The following is a 16,879-nucleotide window of genomic DNA, read 5'->3' on the forward strand; positions in this document are numbered from 1 at the left end:
AATTGAGCCTTCTTTAACTGATGTACTCATAGTAGATAGGCCTGACAATTAATGGCCTGTCAGGCTCTCAAGCTTCTTTGCAGGCTGCTGTTTTCACAAGCTCAAGACCTCTGGTAAGAGCGTCCTGAATCCTTGTGGGATCGGTTCCGCCGCCCATTGCAAGGGCAGGCTTTCCTCCTCCGCCTCCGCCGACAATCTTTGACATCTCGCGGACAAGGTTACCGGCATTAACACCGCATTTCATGGCTTTTTCTCCGGCAGATGCCACGATCTTTACCCCTTCAAAATCGCTTGCGAGAAGGGCGACCACATTTTCGGTCTTGAGGAGTTCGGTAGCTATCTTCTGGAGTTCAAGGGAATCTGCCCCTGAGACCTGTTCGGTGATAACCTTCAGACCTGAAACCTCGGAAGCATCCCCAAGCATCCTGTAAACTCTGGAACGGGCAAGCTCTTCTTTGAGCCTTTCATTTTCTTTCTTGAGGTCTTTCCATTCCCCGAAGAAACGGTCAACACTTACCGGAAGGTGTTCCGGGGGTACGCTCAGGGTCTTTGAAGAGTCAACAAGGAGAGACTCTAGTTTCTGCATGGCACGCACGGCTGCTGTTCCGGCTGCGAACTCGATCCTTTCCACACCGTCCTGAATCCTTTCAGTCTTCAGGATTTTAATAGGCCCGATAATGCCGGTGCTTGTACAGTGAGTCCCACCGCAGGCTTCGACATCGTCTCCTACCTTTACAATCCTGATCTTCTCTCCTGGAGGCACTCCGCCCTGATAAAGCCCGAAACCATAGACCTGTTCAGCCTCAGTTCTGGGCATCCATTCAGTAACCACACGTTTGTTTTCCATAACAGTGCGGTTAGCCAGAAGCTCTATCTGCCTGATTTCTTCAGGGGAGATGTGTTTATAATGGGAGAGGTCAAGCCTCGAATGGTCCTCGAATTTCTGGGCACCAGCCTGCCAGATGTGTTTTCCGAGAACCTTTCTGGCTGCATCATTTACAATATGGGTTGCTGTGTGGTGCCTTGCAAGGGTCATTCTGCGTTTTTCATCTACCTTGCCGGTAATAAGCTCGCCTTTAGTTATAGCGAGTTCCTTTCCCGGATTCTCAATTGTATGAAGGATTACACCTTCATAGACCTGAACATCCACAACCCGGTAAACAGTATCTTCGGCAACTATGGTTCCGATATCTGCAGGCTGCCCTCCTCCTTCCGCATAGAAGAAAGTGTTGTCCAGTACGACATGGTTGTCAAATACATCAAGGACAACTGCTTCAAATTCAAGGCGAGTGGGCTCGTCATAGAAGCGGCGCTTGGTCTTTGGAAGGTGCTTGAGCCTCTCTGCATAAGGGATTACTTCTTCTTCCTTTTCTTCAGCTTTGTTATGAAGCTCACCGATAATCGAATAGAAATTGTCAGGGAACTCAACGCCTACCCCTATTTCAGCTGCAACTTCTTTTGCCATCTCCGGGGGAATTCCGTGCGAATCGTAAAGTTCGGTTAACTGAGACAGAGGGATTTTTTCGCCTGTCTTCTTGAAATGGGATGCCGACTTCTGAATGATCCTGCGGCCCCTTTCCATGGTTGTATTGAACTTTTCCTCCTCTGACTCCAGGATATCCTGAATTACAGGGAAATTTTCCCTGAACCCTGGGTACTCTGGCATGTTCTTTATGTGCATGTCCACAATTTCGGAGAGTGGAATCCTGATATCAAGGTCTTTCATCATGCGCAGTGTCCTTCTCAGGACAAGACGTGCGAGATATCCTGCTTTAACATTCGAGGGAATAATTCCGTCTCCGAGCATGAAGGTAAGACAGCGGGTGTGATCGGTGATTGCATAGACTTTTTCCACGGGCTCCATAATAGCCGAGAGTTTATCCACTGTCATCCCTATGCTGGAGGCAACCTTTTTTCTGAGTTCCATCAGGTTTGCCTTTTCACTGACGTCCATAAACCCTGCTAGGCGGGCGTTTTGTGCCAGGATATTTGCATATTCTGAGTCGTTCAGTTCGTGTTCTATCCCTGCAAGCCCCATGAGTTCGTTTACTATTCCCGGGAAAAGGGCATCATAAATTGTAGGGGAACCTCTGGAAGCCCAGACAAAACGCTCAAGGCCATACCCTGTATCCACAATATAGTTGTCCATCTTAGAGTAGGTCTCGCCTTTAATCTCGATATCTCCCTTTTTGTCTGTCTTCAGGTCCATGAAGACAAGGGTTGCAAGTTCAAGCCCGTGAACAATGACTTCCACACAAGGTCCTGCATTGCCTCCTCCTGCCCAGGGCTCTTCTTTATAGGTTACTGCAAGAGGGTTTACCTTGAGAGAGTTTAAGAGCTCATCACAGAGTTCCAGAGTGTGCTCTTTCCAGTAAATTTCGTTGTCTCTTCTGTTAAAAGCATGATGAGCCATCATTTCAAAGTTTGTCAGGTGGCGTCCGCTTCTGCCCACGGAGTCAAGGTCATTTAACCGGATACAGGGCTGGGAAATTGTCAGGGGGTTTGCTGGAGGCGGCACCTGTCCTGAAGTTACGAAGGGCTGGAAGTCTGCAATCGAAGCTATGGTAAGGTATATGTCGTCTCTCCAGCGGGCAACCACAGGATAGCGGTTTATTCTTGTATGCCCTCTAGCTTCAAAGAATGAAAGGTAATATTCGCGCATCTCTGAGATATTGAATTCCCTGGAAAATACAGGGCTTCCTATGAAGGAATAAGGGTCGCAGGGCGCATCTCCACACGTATTTCTTTCAGGGTCACGTGTCCAGAAGAATGTGCCACACTTCTGGCACTGCTTCCGGACAAAACCGTTGTTTTTGAAAAAGTCAAGTTGGTACTCATCTTCAAGCATAGTAATCTCTCCGGATGGTGGGTGTGATCTGCCCCGCTGTATTTCGAAACAAAAAGAAAGCAGAAGATTCCCAGCGCAACCGATTCAGGGGTTTCAGGCATTTTAGTGCTATATGATGATTTTTAATCGAGTTTATCCGTTAATTTTTCAGGTACAGCGGTATGAAATCAATCTCATAATAATGAGATCAGGCGGATTTATATACGAATAAACTTTTACAGTTAGTTGTTTTTCAATATAAGCTTACATAATACTGGGGAAATATATAATAATGCCATATAATAATTGATATTTAAACAGGTTCACAATAACGAACCTTAACTATTAGAGGTACTTCTATACAAAAACCTTATTCTTCATTACAAAAAATAAGAGTGTGTCCTCTGCCTCCGGGACATGTCCCTTTCTGAAGAGCCGGAAAAACGAGATTCAGGGGAAAGCTAAAGGAGTAAGGTTCTGCCTTTAAGTAAGGCTGTTCCCCGGAATCTTACCTGTACAGCACAACTGTCCTGCCGCGTACATCAATAAGCGTGGACCTTGTTGCTTCGGCAAGCTCATCTGCGATAGTTTTCAGGTCTTTTCCTTCTTCTGCGCTTTTGAGTACTTTGACCTTTACGAGCCTGTTGGCTTTTATCTGTTTATTCAGTTCTTCAATCAGGGTGTCGGTGACCCCATTCTTTCCAATGTTAAGAATAGGACTTATTTTGTTTGCTTCGGATTTCAGCCGGTATAATTTTTCTTTCTCCATTGCCCTTCCTCCATAACCAGTGATTAAACTCGCCTGCCAGTTATAAAAAGCTCACACAACCAGTGTGATGAGATATGTACAGCGTCAATGAAATAATTCTTTTTTACCTAAAGAAATTCATTTCTTTTAAAAATGAAATTCATTTACTTTAAAGATGAAATTCATATTTACTTAAAGCCAGTTTACCCTGGGATATAATTCCACCCATTCTCACCAGCAACTATATCAAAGTTTCCCGGTGAGCCTATTTCAGATTACAGCCTTCTTCCGGTATTACTGTTAATTGCGTGGTTTACACATTTGTTGCAGCTTCCTGAGTAAATATATACCGAAACTGGATGAGTATTTCAAATAATTTCGACATCTTTATCATCAATCTGGTATTCATTAACGCTATAGAGAACCAAAACCGGAAAAAAAACCTCTCTTCTATTTCCGGGCGGCGATAATAAATGAACCCAAACTTGCTTGATTTGATCCTGTTTTCAGAGAAAAGAAAGGCTTTTCTCATGCTCCTGAGAGAGGGACCGAAGAATACCCAGGAGATCCTTGACAGGCTTAAGGTTCCAAGAACAGCTCTTCTTCCCCAGATAAAAAAGCTTAAAGAGCAGAACCTGGTAATTCACGAAGAAGGAGTCTATCGCCTCAGCCTGATAGGAGAGATCATTATAGAAAAGATGCAGCCTCTTCTCGATACTCTGGAAGTTTTTGAAAAACAGGAAGAGTTCTGGACAGACAGGAAACTCACTCCTATCCCCCCTCATCTTATTAAACGGATCAGTGAACTTGGGAATTACCGCCTTATAGAGCCTGACCTGAGCCATACTTTTGACCTTAACCCTGAATTTGTGAAAAATGTCTCTAACTCAAATCATATCCTTATGTTTTTCTCCTATTTTCATCCTCAATTCCCTTCCTTCTTCCTTGATCTTGCCAGAAGAGGCACTGAAATTTCCCTTGTCCTGAGTGAGTCCGTATACGCCAGGCTCGAAGAGGATTTCAAAAAAGAAGAAAAGGAACTCCTCAAAATGGAGAATACAGGTCTCTTTATTCTGGACGAAAAGGAAGTGGAAATCCCTGCAGTTGTTGTATCTTCCGATAAAATAATGCTTATGGGGCTGTTTAACGAAAGTGGAAGGTTTGACAGGCAGTATATAATCAGTTTTGAAGCAGGAGCAATAGAATGGGGAAAAGAGCTGTTCGAATACTTCAGGGATATGAGCAGGGAAATTAAAAATGAAGAAAAATAAGGGTTTTTTGAGCCTGCTGTCAGAACCTCAAATTAAAGCTCTAAAGTCACGAGTATCCTGCTTAATTTATCATGAACCTCAAATTAAAGCTATTTTTGATACTTCTGAGTATGAAGTTTTCAGGCAAATCCCTTAAATGAAAATTTTTAGATAAGCCGTTTTTAAATGACTCTGTTTTTACTGAATTTGTCTAAAAACCCCTGGAGGACTGGTCACCTGGGCGGGCATAATAGTGCTTGAGCTTATATTTAGGATACCTGGCTGCCAGTGTTCTGCCGGGAGAAGCCCCTACCTTCATACTTGAAATGCCTCCGCTCAGGGTTCCAAAGCTTTCAAACATAGCCGTTAAGACCTACGGTACTTCCTTGAAGTCCTGCCCCTCTTTGTGCTGGCAAGCATGCTGATATGGATAGACAGGCTGACCGGGCTCTTTGCCTTTGCCCTGAAAATTATGGAATAACCTACAGTATGGATCGGGCTGCCTTCCCAGACTGCTGTGTTTTCCTCTTCGGCTTCTTCAGGAGGGACTTCGGGGCAGCAGGGCTCTACGGAATGCATGACGCCGGCTTGCTGACAGGTGTACAACTTGTGGTTGCAGCAATTACCCTGACCCTCTTTATGCCCTGCATTGCCTAGTTTATGATGACAGTAAAGGAGAAAGGATTTAAAATGGCACTTGCAATCTCGGGGTTCATTTTCCCCTCTGCCCTCCTTGCAGGCTTTATCGTAAATACCCTGATGACAGCTCTGAGGGTGAAACTATGAATTGCCCCCTCTGCGGAAGCGAATTTGAAAAAGCAGATGAATCGAAATTCACCGGCTGTGGAAGACTGCACAACTGCAACAGGCAGTGCTGCCCTTCCTGCGGGTACGAACTTGTAAAAGAAGCAAAGGTAACACAGATTATGAGGAGTCTCTTTAAATGATATCGAAAAAACCAGAATGCCTGAATGCCTCTCTAAAAACTGCCACACTTTCCGCAATGGAGCCCAGGAAAAAAGGAAAGATCCCCCATCCGGATACAAAAAACAACGGGATTTTGCAGAAACTAATATCAATGGGCAGCCTGCCCGGAATGCCTGTCACCCTGCTCAGGCGTTCCCCGTCGTATCTTTTTGAGGTAGATCAGACCAGGTATGCCGTGGACAGGGAAATTGCAAATCATATCTACGTCAGCTACTGATTTGCCTCCAATAAAAGGCAAAAAATTTTATTTATCTTGAAGAAAAATATGCAAAGGCATTCATTTACGTTCTCCAAGGAAAACCATCATCCCTGCAGGTGAAGCTTCTTTGTAGATTTCCTCCAGCACTTCAAGCAAATCTTCTTCGCCACGCCAGAAAGGGAATTTTCCAAGCCTTTTTGGAAAGGAGGCTTGAACCTGAGGGATATGAGCCTCAAAGGAGGGGCTTTTTTCCTCTCCAGTACTTTCAGGGAACCTTCCCCAGAAAGCTTCAGGGTTAAGGGGCAGAGGTTCAGGAGAAACAGGAGAGATTTCAGCTTCGAGTACTGTTCCGGTTTTATCATCAGTCCTTTCTGTAAGAGCCTCCGCTTCTGCTACCCGATCCGCAGTTTCCGGAACAAATCCCTTTCCGAGAATGGACATAAAATCATCCATGTCCACGCCCCTTAGCTTAAAAATAAGGAAGGGATCCCTATCGAATTCTTCCCCGAGCAGGTAGTAGACGGCTGCAATGTGCTTGCAGGGGTTTGACCAGTCAGGGCAGGAGCAGTCTGTTTCAAGATCGTCGAGTGTTTCAGGGAAGAGGGAGAGGCCTATTTCCTTAAATGCGGAGTCGATGTCTTCCGGCATCTCACCTGCGAGGAGCTTTGCCGCAAAGATAGGTTTCAGAGCAAGTTTTTCTGCAAGGAGATCCCATTCGGAACCTGTAAGGGTCCGAACTTTGATCGTTACCGAATAGGGTCTGGGGTCTGAACCCTGGACTTTAGCCCTTACAAGCCCTGTATCTATTTTTATAGAGGTTACCTGACCTTTACGGGCATAACTTTTTCCACGGCTTAACCTGGCTCCCAAATTAAAGCTTTCAAGGGTTTTTATCCAGCGTTTTGCCCACCAGCTCTGGACAAAACTTCCACGTTTGGACTTTGCCTTGATGCCTCCTTTGACCTCAATTGGTTTTATGGGCTCATAATAACCATAGCCGTCCCAGTAAGCTGCCATTTTATTCACCTACCGCTTCTTCTCTAAGAGCAAGAATATCCTTCAGTTCATCGTTGGAAAGCTCTGTCAGCCAGTCTTCACCTGTCCCAACAACGTTCTCTGCGACCTGCACTTTGCGTTCGATAATCTCATCGATTTTTTCTTCAAGCGTACCTGCGCAGATGAATTTATGGACCTCAACGTTTTTCGTCTGGCCTATACGGAATGCCCTGTCTGTAGCCTGGTTTTCAACAGCCGGGTTCCACCAGCGGTCAAAGTGGAAAACGTGGTTTGCCCCTGTGAGGTTAAGCCCCGTGCCGCCGGCTTTAAGGGAGAGGACAAAAATAGGGAGGTATTCTTTTCCTTCCTGGAACCTCTCAAGCATCCGGTCTCTCTGCTTCCTGGGGACCCCGCCGTGCAGGAAAAGGACTTCACAGCCAAAGCTTGCTTGCAGGTGTTCTTTCACCATTTTGCCCATCTCCGCAAACTGGGTAAAAACAAGGGCTTTTTCCCCGTTTTCCAGGACTACATCCAGCATTTCGGTAAGCCTTGCGAGTTTTCCGGACCTGCCGGGGATAGTGGAGTTGTCCTTCAAAAACTGCGCAGGGTGGTTGCAGACCTGCTTGAGCCTGGAAAGGGCAGACAGGATTATACCTTTCCTCTGGATGCCTTCTTCGGCTCCTTCAATCGCTTCTCTGATGTCTTCAAGGACTGCAGCATAGAGGGAGGCCTGTTCTTTTGTCAGCGTACAATAGGTCTTCATCTCCATTTTTTCCGGCAGGTCGGAGATAATCGAAGTGTCAGTCTTCAAACGGCGAAGGATGAAGGGACCTGTAATTTCTTTCAGCCTCCTTGCAGCCTCCTGATCCCTTTCTGCCTGAATGGGGATAAAGAAATTCCGCTTGAAACCCGCCTGACTTCCGAGGAAGCCGGGGTTTAAAAACTCCATTATGGACCAGAGGTCTCCCACGTTATTTTCAACCGGAGTCCCTGTAAGAGCTAAGCGGTAATCGGATTCAAGAGCCCTGGCTGCCTTTGCCTGTTTGGTTTCCGGGTTTTTGATGTTCTGGGCTTCGTCAAGTACAACTCCTGCCCAATGAACCTCTTTTAAAAATTTAAGATCCCGCTGCACAAGGCCATAGCTTGAGATGACAATAGCATGATTCATGGCTTCCTTCTTGAATTCCTCTTCCTTTTTCCGGCTGGTCCCGTGGTGGACCATTACCGAAAGTTCTGGCGTAAAGCGGGAAGCCTCTTTTTTCCAGTTGTTGATAACAGAGGTAGGACAAACCAGAAGAACAGGTTTTGGGGCCTTACGTCCGTCAACTTTTTCTTCAATCTTTTCTTCAGCCGGTTCTTCAATCTTTTCTTCAGCTTTCTCTTTAGCCTGTTCCAGGTCGTGCTGAATAAGAGCAAGAGTCTGGACGGTTTTACCAAGCCCCATATCGTCTGCAAGGCAGGCTCCTATACCCCACTGCCTCAGAAAAGCCAGCCAGGAGTAACCTCTGAACTGATATGGCCGAAGGGTGCCTGAAAAGCCGTTGGGAGCAGGAAGTTCTTCAAACCCGGTTTTGTCTTTTAAGCGGCTGATTAATTCTCCAATCCATCCGGTTGCATTGAGCCCTTCAACGTTCACACCATCGGCTTTTTCGGAAACTCCCACTGCCAGTTTTAGAACTTCACGCAGACTTGCTTCACCGTTGGGATTTTTCTTCCAGAACTCAAGGGCAGCCCTGATTTCCGCATCGTTTACCTCAACCCACTGCCCGCGGAATTTCACAAGCGGAGCTTTAAGCTTTGCAAGAGCCTGCAGTTCTCTGACTGTCAGTACCCTGTCTCCAAGGGCGATTTCCCAGTCAAAGCTGACGATTTCATCGAGTGTAAGCCCGTATCCGGCCTGCAACTTCTTCTTGCCCTTAACATTAGCCTGGGCTTTTAAGTGTGTCTTTGTACCTTTACGGGTCCACCAGCCAGGGAGAAGTACCCCGAAACCGGCCTGACTTAAATTCGCTGCACTTTCAGTCAGAAAGCGGTAAGCCTCTTTAGTATCAAGGGAATATCCAGATGGGTTGGGAGCTTCAAGACTCGAAGCAATTCCTGCACTTATACTGGAAGCCTGTCCAAGGGAAGATAACAGGAATTGGCGAATGTTTTTCACATCGTATTTTTTCAACGGGCTGCCTTTTTTTGGCTTCCAGGCTTCTTTTACAGGGATCAGAAGGCTCGGGTCTTCGTAGGACTGAAGCATATAACGGACGTACCAGAGCCCTTCGGGAACTTCTATATCAGCTATCCCTTCCCTGCCTTTTTTAGTATCTCTTTTCCCGGCTTCATTTTCTTCTATTTCTTCGGTTTCTTCAGTTTCTTCGATCTCTTCTTCTAAAGCCGGTTCTTCAAGACGGAAACAGAACCTGAAAGGAGAAGTGGTAAGGATGGTGAGTGGGCGCTGCCATTCGCGGGTCCGGGCCGCAAGCTGCAGAAGTTCGTTTTCGTCTCCATAGATCAGCCCTTCAGGGCTTCTAAGAGCAGAAACCCAGGCATCATGGACGCTATCAAAGGATTTTCTTTTGCGCGTCTCTTTTGCAAGCTTTTTTTCCCCGATCTCGGACCGGACTATCCAGTCGAGAGAGTCTTCAATAAACTGCTTTGCCGCTAAAGCAGCAGGCATTTCCGGCGGCATGGAAGAGGCTTCAGGAGCAAGAGCCCTTGCAGCAGGAGGCATTTGCTTTGCAAGTTTTGCCAGCTTTCCGGCATCTTCGCCGGAAAATACGGGTTCCCAGAAAGCCCTGTACTCTCCTTCCCCGCCCCTGACGCCAGGCAAATATTTCTGCCCTGCTACCAGCGAGCCTGCAAATTTCAGGGCATCTGCCCACCAGAGAAGGTCATTTCCCGAGATGATACCGGGAGCCAGAACCTTTTTTTCCATACAGGTGCAGAGGAGAACAATAGCTTCTTCAGCTTCCAGAGGATATGCGTGAACAGTACAGGGAGCCAGTGCAGGTTCTGCTTTCGAATCCGAAATTTCAGCAACAAGAGGGCTGGAAGGGACAGGATTCCCTCCGATAGTTGGGGTCCAGACGTTGATTTTCTCCGCCTTTTTCCGGTCAGTACTGCCCAGCAGCAGCTCAAGGGCAGAAGACAGGTTTTCAAAGCCCGAATCGTAAGGGTAAGGTTTTACGATAGGGGTTTTAGGCTTTCTCCCGCGCCGAACAACCGGAGTTTCATTTTCTGCCGGGCTTTCACCCCATAAGAAGAACTGTTTTCCAACTCTTCCTGCATGAAGAATTATCATATAATTGGATAAAGAAGGAAGATATATTAAAAATGATAGGGGGAAGCTGTTTTAAAGCTCCATTGATTCTACAATAGATATTCCGGAAAAGTTCCGGCTTATAATTCCAGCTTATTATTGGTGGGTCTCTTTTGTCTGATTTTTGAAATTGGAAGATTTCAGCAGTGTAATATAGGACAAGTTGAAAATACTTCAATAGGTCAGAACTTTAAGCTGACCAAGAACTGAGTGTCGAGGATTTGAGTGTCAGTTTGTCCTACAAATTTTGATGAAAAAGTAGAATGCCCGTTCGTTGACAGGAAAGAGTTCATCGAAGCTTATGAAAAAGCATTCCCGCTTTATCGAAGAGCACCGGAAATAGCCGAAAAAAGTTGGGACAAAGTCATCCCACTACAATAGAAATAAAAAGTAATTATAGCAGGCTTGTTTCAGAGATGAATGAAGAAAATGAAGAGAAATGATTTTTGAGATTTCGCAGTCAGTATTTAGATCGCTATTTTTTCAAGCTCATTTCTTTACAAAATCCTATCATCTTCACTTATCAGTTTTATTCTCTAACATGCCTGACAATATGCCCGGCTTCGGGAATGATAATTTTAGAAAGGGCAAGCTTCACAGCATTTGGCGACCCCGGCAGGCAGAATACAGCTTTTCCTTTAATCACGCCTGCTGAAGCTCTGGTCAGAATTACCGACGTGCCAATTTCTTCAAGGCTCTTGTACCTGAAAAGTTCCCCGAAACCAGGGATGTCTTTTTCAAAAAGAGGGGCTATGGACTCGATTGTAAGGTCTTTCGGAGCAAGTCCCGTGCCTCCGCTTGTTATAACGATGTCTGCAGAACTTTCAAGCGCGAAAAAAATGGCATCCAGAAGTGAATCTTTTTCGTCAGGGACAAGCCTGTAGAAAGAGACTCTGTTTCCTGCCGCCTCAATAAGTTCTTTCATAACTTTTCCCGAAAGATCTTCTGCATCATCAGGAGAAGCCGGATTTCCGTATTTCTCGTACCTTGAGGTTGAAATTGTGATTAAAGCGAAAGAAAAAGATTTTTTGGCATCTTTTTTGTGAATTTCGGGTGTAGATTCTTTCATGAAAACGGCACTCTCCGATATATTAAGATTATTCTCTTCCTCTGAGTTTTCTGTTAAGTTCCTACGATATTATATTTATATTACAGTTTTCGTGTAATTTTTATTCATTCTAATTCTTACTCTTTCCAATGTTTACTCTTACTAATTCTTACATTTTAATGCTTACTTTTCCTCTGTATATTCTGACCAGTAAAATTACTTGCCTGCCCATATTTTAATAATCTATCAGTCCAATCCCCGGTTATGCGTATAATTGCGACTGACGTAGGGACAGGTACGCAGGACATCCTGCTCTTTGATTCTGGAAAAGAGGTAGAAAACAGCCTTATAATGGTAATGCCTGCTCCCACACAGGTGGTTGCGGAAAGAATTCATAGAGTAACGAAAGCAGGAAAGGCGCTTGTGCTTACCGGAACCATAATGGGAGGGGGACCTTCGGCATGGGCGGTCCGCAAACACCTGAAAGCAGGGCTTCCCGCATATGCTACCGAAGCGGCTGCTCTGACCATCCACGATAATCTTGAGAGGGTGAAAGCTTTCGGAGTCCAGATTGTTACGGAAGAAGAGGCAAAAAGACTTGCAGATTCGGGAGAGGCTCTGAAAATTGTAATGCAGGACTTTGACCTGTATGCGGTTTCATGTGCACTTTCGAATTTTGAGGTCAGGATGCCGGAAAACTATGCTGTGGCAGTGCAGGACCACGGGAACGCTCCGGATAAGAGCAACAGGGTCTACAGATTTGAACTTTTAAGGGAACTCATCGAGAAGGGGGGAAAGCTAGAAGACTTTGTTTATAGGCCCGAAGAAATACCGCAGGCATTCACCCGCATGAAAGCCCAGGCAGATTCGCTTCTTAAAGCAACCGCAGACATTAATACGCGGGCAGTTTTTATGGACACAGGACCAGCAGCGGTATTTGGGGCCCTTACCGATCCGGCAGCAGTCCAGCCTTCTATTGTGGTAAATATAGGGAACGGGCATACTCTGGGGGCACTTGTGGATGAGAACAGGATCACGGCTGTTTTCGAGCACCACAGTTCCAGAATGGACCCGGAAAAGCTTCAGGACTACATTATCAGGCTTGCTGACGGGAAACTTGGTTTTGATGAAGTTTTTGAGGACGGAGGGCACGGTGCATATATAAAGGAAGTCCCCGGGTTTGGACAGGTTCGCTCGATAATGGTTACAGGTCCCAAAAGGGGGATGCTTGAAAAGCTTTCATCCCCGGAAATAAGGCAAGAAATCTCAAAGAAACTGCACTTTGCCGCACCTTTCGGAAGTATGATGCTTTCAGGCTGTTTTGGGCTTCTTGCGGGATTCCTTGAGAAATACCCGGAAACATCAATAAAACTTATAAACCACTAAGTAGTAGGGAGTAAGTCACCTAAGCCCGGGATATATAAAATTTAAGGGATTGTAAAATTTCAGGTATGAAATTCCCTATCGGAGAACCGGGCGATGCAGAAGTTTCCTGCCAGAACCTGCACGGGCAGGTTTACAGATAAATGTAAATACAGGCAGGTATCTCTATATGCACATATCTCCATACTCAATGGTTTGCAAGACAGTTTTTTACGAACTTGAGGCAAACGTTTATAAATGGTTATAAGTGGAAAATAAGTGGAAAAAGCTTCCACGCAAGGTTTTATCAAAATCATCACTTTTCAGGAGAATCAGATTAATGGTACGAAAGCCAGGAAGTATGTACAGAAACGTGAGGCAGCGCTCATTTACCAGAAGAAAATACATGGGCGGTGTCCCCGGAAGCCAGGTTATTCACTATGATATGGGAGACAAAGCAAACACAACTTTCCCTGTAAAAATTTCTCTGGTTGCAGAGGAGAAATGCCAGATCAGGCACACTGCACTTGAAGCAGCCCGTATTACAGCAAACAGGCACCTTGTTGCAGACGCAGGAAAGATGGGCTTTTACATGAAGCTCCGTGTTTACCCCCACGAAGTACTCAGGGAAAACAAGCAGGCAACAGGCGCTGGTGCTGACCGTGTATCCAGTGGAATGCGCAGGGCTTTTGGAAAGAACGTCGGTACCGCAGCAAGAGTAAACTCGATGCAGAAGCTCTTTACAGTAGCTGTTGAGAAGCAGAACTTCCCGGCTGCAAAGAAGGCTCTCTGGCACGCAGGACAGAAGCTGCCTACACCCGTCAGAATCGTTATCGATGAAGGCGCAGAACTCGTACAGTAAGCGGAAAGAAGCCGTAAAATTACAAGGGAGTCTAAAGAATGTATGATTACGAAGAGCTTTTGAACCGTGCAATGTCAAAGATGCCGGACACAGAGACTACTGACGCTCGATTCGTAATCCCTGAACCCAAACTCTTTTCCGAAGGCAAAACCACAATTCTGGATAACTTCGGAAATATTGCAGACACCCTTAACCGGGACCCTGACCACCTGATGAAATACCTCACCAGGGAACTGGGGACTGCAGGGAAGATAGAAGGCACACGTGCAGTCTTCCAGGGCAGGTTTACAAGAGCTCAGCTTTCAGACAATATTCAGGCATATGTTGACGAATACGTTATGTGTTCGGAATGCGGACGCCCGGATACCCAGCTTGTCAGGGTAGACAGGGTTCTTGTCCTGAAATGTTCTGCTTGCGGAGCACATAGACCTGTCAAAAAGAGAAAGGTAAGCAACGTTGTTGTCAGGGAAGCCATCGAAGAGGGCGGAACCTATGAACTCCGGATAGATGCCGTTGGGTCCAAAGGTGACGGGATAGCAAAAATAGACAAGTATACAGTCTTTGTGCCCGGAGCCACAAAAGGCGACGTGGTAAAAGTAAAGATAAAGAAGATCAGCGGAAACCTCGCCTTCTCGGAAAGGGCTTGAGGTCCAGGCTTTTTATTTTAAAGAGGCAGTCCAGGCCGACTACTAATCAGTTATCGAGCTTGGACAGCTTAAGTCCTCATTTTCGAAATTGATAAACTTAAACTGATTTTGTTCTTAACCTGACATTTTCATACTTAACAGCTGTATGTATCCAGAATTATATTTGGTAATTATCTTTTTTAAAGATTTTATTATCTTCTTAAACCGGCTTGAAACGAATTGCTGGAATAAAACGACTGATGTTGTTTTCAGAAAAGACAGATATGATTTAAATAAGTATTAAGAGATATTTAAAAGATATTTACAGGATATTTAGAGAATATTTAGAGAATATTTAGAGAATATTTAGAGGATATTTAGAGGATATTTAAGAGATAGACTTAAAATATAGATTATTTTAGGTTTTGTCAGTTAAATCAGAAAAACCGTACGAAATTAGATGTGAGGAAAAATGACTCCTGAAAAAAAGAATGTGCCGGACTTCCCCACAAAAAATAAGAATATAGAAATTTTCTCCATGCCAGGGCTGTCTGTAAACCTTCAGCAGCGTGAAGGAATGACCGTAAAACTTACGGCACAGGGGACTCTGAAATCCGCCTGTATCCCTGTACTGAAAAAGATGAACTCACGCTTACAGGAAGAGAAACCGGCACTTGTACAGGAAGACAGCTTCATTCCCTCAGCCTGGCTTCCTCCCATACCCGGACCTGCTTTTAAACGGCTTATTTTCGCAGAAGTCCAGATAGCTCTGGGAAAATATATTCCTGAAACCGTTACCATTGAAATTACCCGCCAGAACAGTTCAAGGTACCCCCCAGGAGCGGTCGCTGACGAACTGGATACAGACACAATTAAAAGAGTAATAGATGAAGCGCTGGACCTTGGCACATTAATTATCAGTTTTACCGAGAATGACCCCCTGCTGAGGGAAGAGATCTTTGAACTTATTGAATATGTGGACAAAAAACGCGCTATAGTTAACTGTTCTACATGGGGTACGGACTTCACAAAAGAAACTGCTCTCCGTTTGAAAAAAGCCGGACTTCACTCCCTCATGGTCGGCGTTTATTCGACTGACCCCCAGAAGCATGATGCGGTCCGAAAATCCGAAGGCTCGTACGATCGGGCGATATCAACCATAAAACTGGCTCTTGAAGCAGGGCTTCTGGTTGTTATGACAACTCACGCCTCTCCTTCAAACATGAAAGAACTTCCCGCTCTCTATGCACTTGCATCGGAACTTGGGGTTCATGAATTTTCAGTCTGGGAATCAATGCCGAAAAGAAAAGGAGAGTCTGTGATTACTGACAGAGACAGAAGAGCAATCCTTGAAATGTATCACAGGATTAATTCTGCCCCGGAAGGCCCTCGAATGTTTTCAAATACTTATTTCGAAGGGCAGATGATGGGTGCGATGGCAGGCAGGCGCTGGATGCATGTGACCGTAGACGGAGACGTAAAACCAAGCCCTTATCCCCCATTCAGGTTCGGAAATGTTAAAGAAGTACCCTTAAAAGAAATCTGGCAGAGGATCAGAAGTTATCCTTATTTCCAGAGGCAGAAAAACCTCAGTCCCATGCACGACCCTGAGTTTATGGAATTTGTCGATAAAATTCCAGAGGAGGCAAAACTGCCCTATCCTTTTGAAAAGATTTGCGAGAAATAATCTGAAGGTTGTCTGCTGTATGAACTTTTATTTATGAAAGTTTTCTTTGCATTTTGATGCGCTTCAGCTTAAAATTCATTCAGTAGATAAATCCTGAGCTAATAGTCCCTTAACTTCCTGTAAAAAGGATTTAAGAGTCTTAAGATCATTTTGCAGGATTCCATATACCTGATCAAAGTCTAGCTGCCAGTATATGTGGACAAGGACATTTCTGAACCCGGCCAGGTCCGAGAGCTCTTCAGCGAGTTCCTCTGAGATAAGTCCTGCCTGCCCTAATATTTCGAAAGTCTCTCTGTATGTTGCAGGCTTTCCCAGCCCCTCTTTAGCTATCAAACTGGTAGCTATATCTATAGCAGCCTGGATACTGACCAGCATGGCGTGAAGAACCATATTCCTTTTATCTCTGTCTTTCTTCAGGTCTTCCAGCGATATATTCTGATATCTTTGCCAGTCTTTCTGGGATTCATCAAGCTCTCTTAAATGGGCAAGTATTCTCATTTTAGACCCTCGCCAGGAATTCCTTATCAATCAAATCATACATATACTTCAGGTCCAGATAAGTCGAGATAACCTCAGATTCGTAATCTATCCTGCTGGATTCGTCTCTGGAGAAGATAACACGTCCTTTTTTGATGACCTCAAACTGTAACTCTATCGGGGAATTATTTAGTATTTTTACATCAAATTCAAATCTGGGCTTTATCTGTCTTTCCAGTTCACCCGCTACTTTTAAAGAGAATTTAAGGCTTTTATAAGAATCTAAGCTTTCAGACAGGAGCAGAGCTACATCGATATCATTGAAATCTTCTTTTTCAAGAAATGACCCGAAGATATAGACTGTATTTACTTCTTTCAATCCGGCTAAAATCCTGCTTATGTCTGCCAGAAATGAACTCTTATCCATCTCACTACAATTGAGCTTTTGAATATATATTTCTGGGGGTTAGAATCTAATACTGAGAAAAAAATTTCTGCAA

The 16,879-nt window shown here is 45.0% G+C and carries 16 protein-coding genes; 9 read left to right on the top strand and 7 right to left on the bottom strand.

Annotation, left to right across the window (positions count from 1 at the left end):
• Positions 1 to 67: 67 nt before the first annotated feature.
• Both alaS and MSMAS_RS16935 read right to left on the bottom strand, forming a co-directional pair.
• On the bottom strand, positions 68 to 2,848 hold the full coding sequence (gene alaS / locus MSMAS_RS16930; protein WP_048046848.1) for an alanine--tRNA ligase: 2,781 nt from the start codon (positions 2,846 to 2,848) through the stop codon (positions 68 to 70).
• Between the two features lie 487 nt (positions 2,849 to 3,335).
• Positions 3,336 to 3,596, bottom strand: a complete 261-nt coding sequence (locus MSMAS_RS16935) for a YhbY family RNA-binding protein (RefSeq protein WP_011033431.1) — start codon at positions 3,594 to 3,596, stop codon at positions 3,336 to 3,338.
• 452 nt (positions 3,597 to 4,048) lie between these two features.
• Here MSMAS_RS16935 and MSMAS_RS16940 point away from each other — a divergent pair, with 452 nt between their 5' ends.
• From MSMAS_RS16940 to MSMAS_RS16950, 5 genes are all read left to right on the top strand, one after another.
• On the top strand, positions 4,049 to 4,846 hold the full coding sequence (locus MSMAS_RS16940; protein ID WP_011033430.1) for a helix-turn-helix transcriptional regulator: 798 nt from the start codon (positions 4,049 to 4,051) through the stop codon (positions 4,844 to 4,846).
• 236 nt (positions 4,847 to 5,082) lie between these two features.
• Complete coding sequence (locus MSMAS_RS18445; protein WP_080925801.1) at positions 5,083 to 5,250, top strand: hypothetical protein; 168 nt, start codon at positions 5,083 to 5,085, stop codon at positions 5,248 to 5,250.
• A gap of 1 nt (position 5,251) precedes the next feature.
• Entirely contained in the window at positions 5,252 to 5,482 is a 231-nt protein-coding gene (locus MSMAS_RS18450; RefSeq protein WP_080925802.1) for a hypothetical protein, read from the top strand.
• 125 nt (positions 5,483 to 5,607) lie between these two features.
• Positions 5,608 to 5,772 carry a hypothetical protein gene (locus MSMAS_RS19320; protein WP_164477245.1) on the top strand — a complete coding sequence of 55 codons (165 nt, stop codon included), beginning with the start codon at positions 5,608 to 5,610 and terminating at the stop codon, positions 5,770 to 5,772.
• A complete protein-coding gene (locus tag MSMAS_RS16950; RefSeq protein ID WP_048037160.1) occupies positions 5,769 to 6,029 on the top strand; it encodes a FeoA family protein in 261 nt (86 codons plus the stop codon). The genes MSMAS_RS19320 and MSMAS_RS16950 overlap by 4 nt, the downstream gene beginning before the upstream one ends.
• 60 nt (positions 6,030 to 6,089) lie before the next feature.
• Here the strand turns inward: MSMAS_RS16950 and MSMAS_RS16955 are convergent, their stop codons facing one another.
• From MSMAS_RS16955 to MSMAS_RS16965, 3 genes are all read right to left on the bottom strand, one after another.
• A complete protein-coding gene (locus MSMAS_RS16955) occupies positions 6,090 to 7,028 on the bottom strand; it encodes an SWIM zinc finger family protein (protein ID WP_048046851.1) in 939 nt (312 codons plus the stop codon).
• 1 nt (position 7,029) lies between these two features.
• Entirely contained in the window at positions 7,030 to 10,299 is a 3,270-nt protein-coding gene (locus tag MSMAS_RS16960) for a DEAD/DEAH box helicase (RefSeq protein WP_048046853.1), read from the bottom strand.
• 547 nt (positions 10,300 to 10,846) lie between these two features.
• Positions 10,847 to 11,386, bottom strand: a complete 540-nt coding sequence (locus tag MSMAS_RS16965) for a MogA/MoaB family molybdenum cofactor biosynthesis protein (protein ID WP_011033424.1) — start codon at positions 11,384 to 11,386, stop codon at positions 10,847 to 10,849.
• Between the two features lie 243 nt (positions 11,387 to 11,629).
• Here MSMAS_RS16965 and MSMAS_RS16970 point away from each other — a divergent pair, with 243 nt between their 5' ends.
• From MSMAS_RS16970 to MSMAS_RS16985, 4 genes are all read left to right on the top strand, one after another.
• Positions 11,630 to 12,751 (top strand): DUF1786 domain-containing protein, encoded by a 1,122-nt coding sequence (locus MSMAS_RS16970; RefSeq protein WP_011033423.1) that lies wholly within the window; start codon positions 11,630 to 11,632, stop codon positions 12,749 to 12,751.
• Between the two features lie 316 nt (positions 12,752 to 13,067).
• Positions 13,068 to 13,589, top strand: a complete 522-nt coding sequence (locus MSMAS_RS16975; protein WP_011033422.1) for a 50S ribosomal protein L16 — start codon at positions 13,068 to 13,070, stop codon at positions 13,587 to 13,589.
• 38 nt (positions 13,590 to 13,627) lie between these two features.
• A complete protein-coding gene (locus MSMAS_RS16980; RefSeq protein WP_011033421.1) occupies positions 13,628 to 14,236 on the top strand; it encodes a translation initiation factor IF-2 subunit beta in 609 nt (202 codons plus the stop codon).
• Between the two features lie 451 nt (positions 14,237 to 14,687).
• On the top strand, positions 14,688 to 15,902 hold the full coding sequence (locus MSMAS_RS16985) for a radical SAM protein (protein WP_011033420.1): 1,215 nt from the start codon (positions 14,688 to 14,690) through the stop codon (positions 15,900 to 15,902).
• A 75-nt stretch (positions 15,903 to 15,977) separates the two neighbouring features.
• Here the strand turns inward: MSMAS_RS16985 and hepT are convergent, their stop codons facing one another.
• Together hepT and mntA are read right to left on the bottom strand one after the other, a co-directional pair.
• Positions 15,978 to 16,400, bottom strand: coding sequence for a type VII toxin-antitoxin system HepT family RNase toxin (gene hepT / locus MSMAS_RS16990; protein WP_048041272.1), 423 nt, complete (start codon positions 16,398 to 16,400; stop codon positions 15,978 to 15,980).
• Between the two features lies 1 nt (position 16,401).
• Positions 16,402 to 16,806: a type VII toxin-antitoxin system MntA family adenylyltransferase antitoxin gene (mntA, locus tag MSMAS_RS16995; RefSeq protein ID WP_011033418.1), complete on the bottom strand. Its 405-nt coding sequence runs from the start codon at positions 16,804 to 16,806 to the stop codon at positions 16,402 to 16,404.
• Positions 16,807 to 16,879: the final 73 nt, after the last annotated feature.

Source organism: Methanosarcina mazei S-6 (genome assembly GCF_000970205.1).
Lineage (GTDB): Archaea > Halobacteriota > Methanosarcinia > Methanosarcinales > Methanosarcinaceae > Methanosarcina > Methanosarcina mazei.

Bases quoted from the DNA above. Each gene is read 5' to 3' on its own strand.
- MSMAS_RS16955 (WP_048046851.1), bottom strand. From the start codon at position 7,028: ATGGCAGCTTACTGGGACGGCTATGGTTATTATGAGCCCATAAAACCA.
- MSMAS_RS16935 (WP_011033431.1), bottom strand. From the start codon at position 3,596: ATGGAGAAAGAAAAATTATACCGGCTGAAATCCGAAGCAAACAAAATA.
- mntA (WP_011033418.1), bottom strand. From the start codon at position 16,806: ATGGATAAGAGTTCATTTCTGGCAGACATAAGCAGGATTTTAGCCGGA.
- MSMAS_RS16985 (WP_011033420.1), top strand. From the start codon at position 14,688: ATGACTCCTGAAAAAAAGAATGTGCCGGACTTCCCCACAAAAAATAAG.
- MSMAS_RS16940 (WP_011033430.1), top strand. From the start codon at position 4,049: ATGAACCCAAACTTGCTTGATTTGATCCTGTTTTCAGAGAAAAGAAAG.
- alaS (WP_048046848.1), bottom strand. From the start codon at position 2,848: ATGCTTGAAGATGAGTACCAACTTGACTTTTTCAAAAACAACGGTTTT.
- MSMAS_RS18450 (WP_080925802.1), top strand. From the start codon at position 5,252: ATGGATAGACAGGCTGACCGGGCTCTTTGCCTTTGCCCTGAAAATTAT.
- MSMAS_RS19320 (WP_164477245.1), top strand. From the start codon at position 5,608: ATGAATTGCCCCCTCTGCGGAAGCGAATTTGAAAAAGCAGATGAATCG.
- hepT (WP_048041272.1), bottom strand. From the start codon at position 16,400: ATGAGAATACTTGCCCATTTAAGAGAGCTTGATGAATCCCAGAAAGAC.
- MSMAS_RS16965 (WP_011033424.1), bottom strand. From the start codon at position 11,386: ATGAAAGAATCTACACCCGAAATTCACAAAAAAGATGCCAAAAAATCT.
- MSMAS_RS16975 (WP_011033422.1), top strand. From the start codon at position 13,068: ATGGTACGAAAGCCAGGAAGTATGTACAGAAACGTGAGGCAGCGCTCA.
- MSMAS_RS16970 (WP_011033423.1), top strand. From the start codon at position 11,630: ATGCGTATAATTGCGACTGACGTAGGGACAGGTACGCAGGACATCCTG.
- MSMAS_RS16960 (WP_048046853.1), bottom strand. From the start codon at position 10,299: ATGATAATTCTTCATGCAGGAAGAGTTGGAAAACAGTTCTTCTTATGG.
- MSMAS_RS16980 (WP_011033421.1), top strand. From the start codon at position 13,628: ATGTATGATTACGAAGAGCTTTTGAACCGTGCAATGTCAAAGATGCCG.
- MSMAS_RS16950 (WP_048037160.1), top strand. From the start codon at position 5,769: ATGATATCGAAAAAACCAGAATGCCTGAATGCCTCTCTAAAAACTGCC.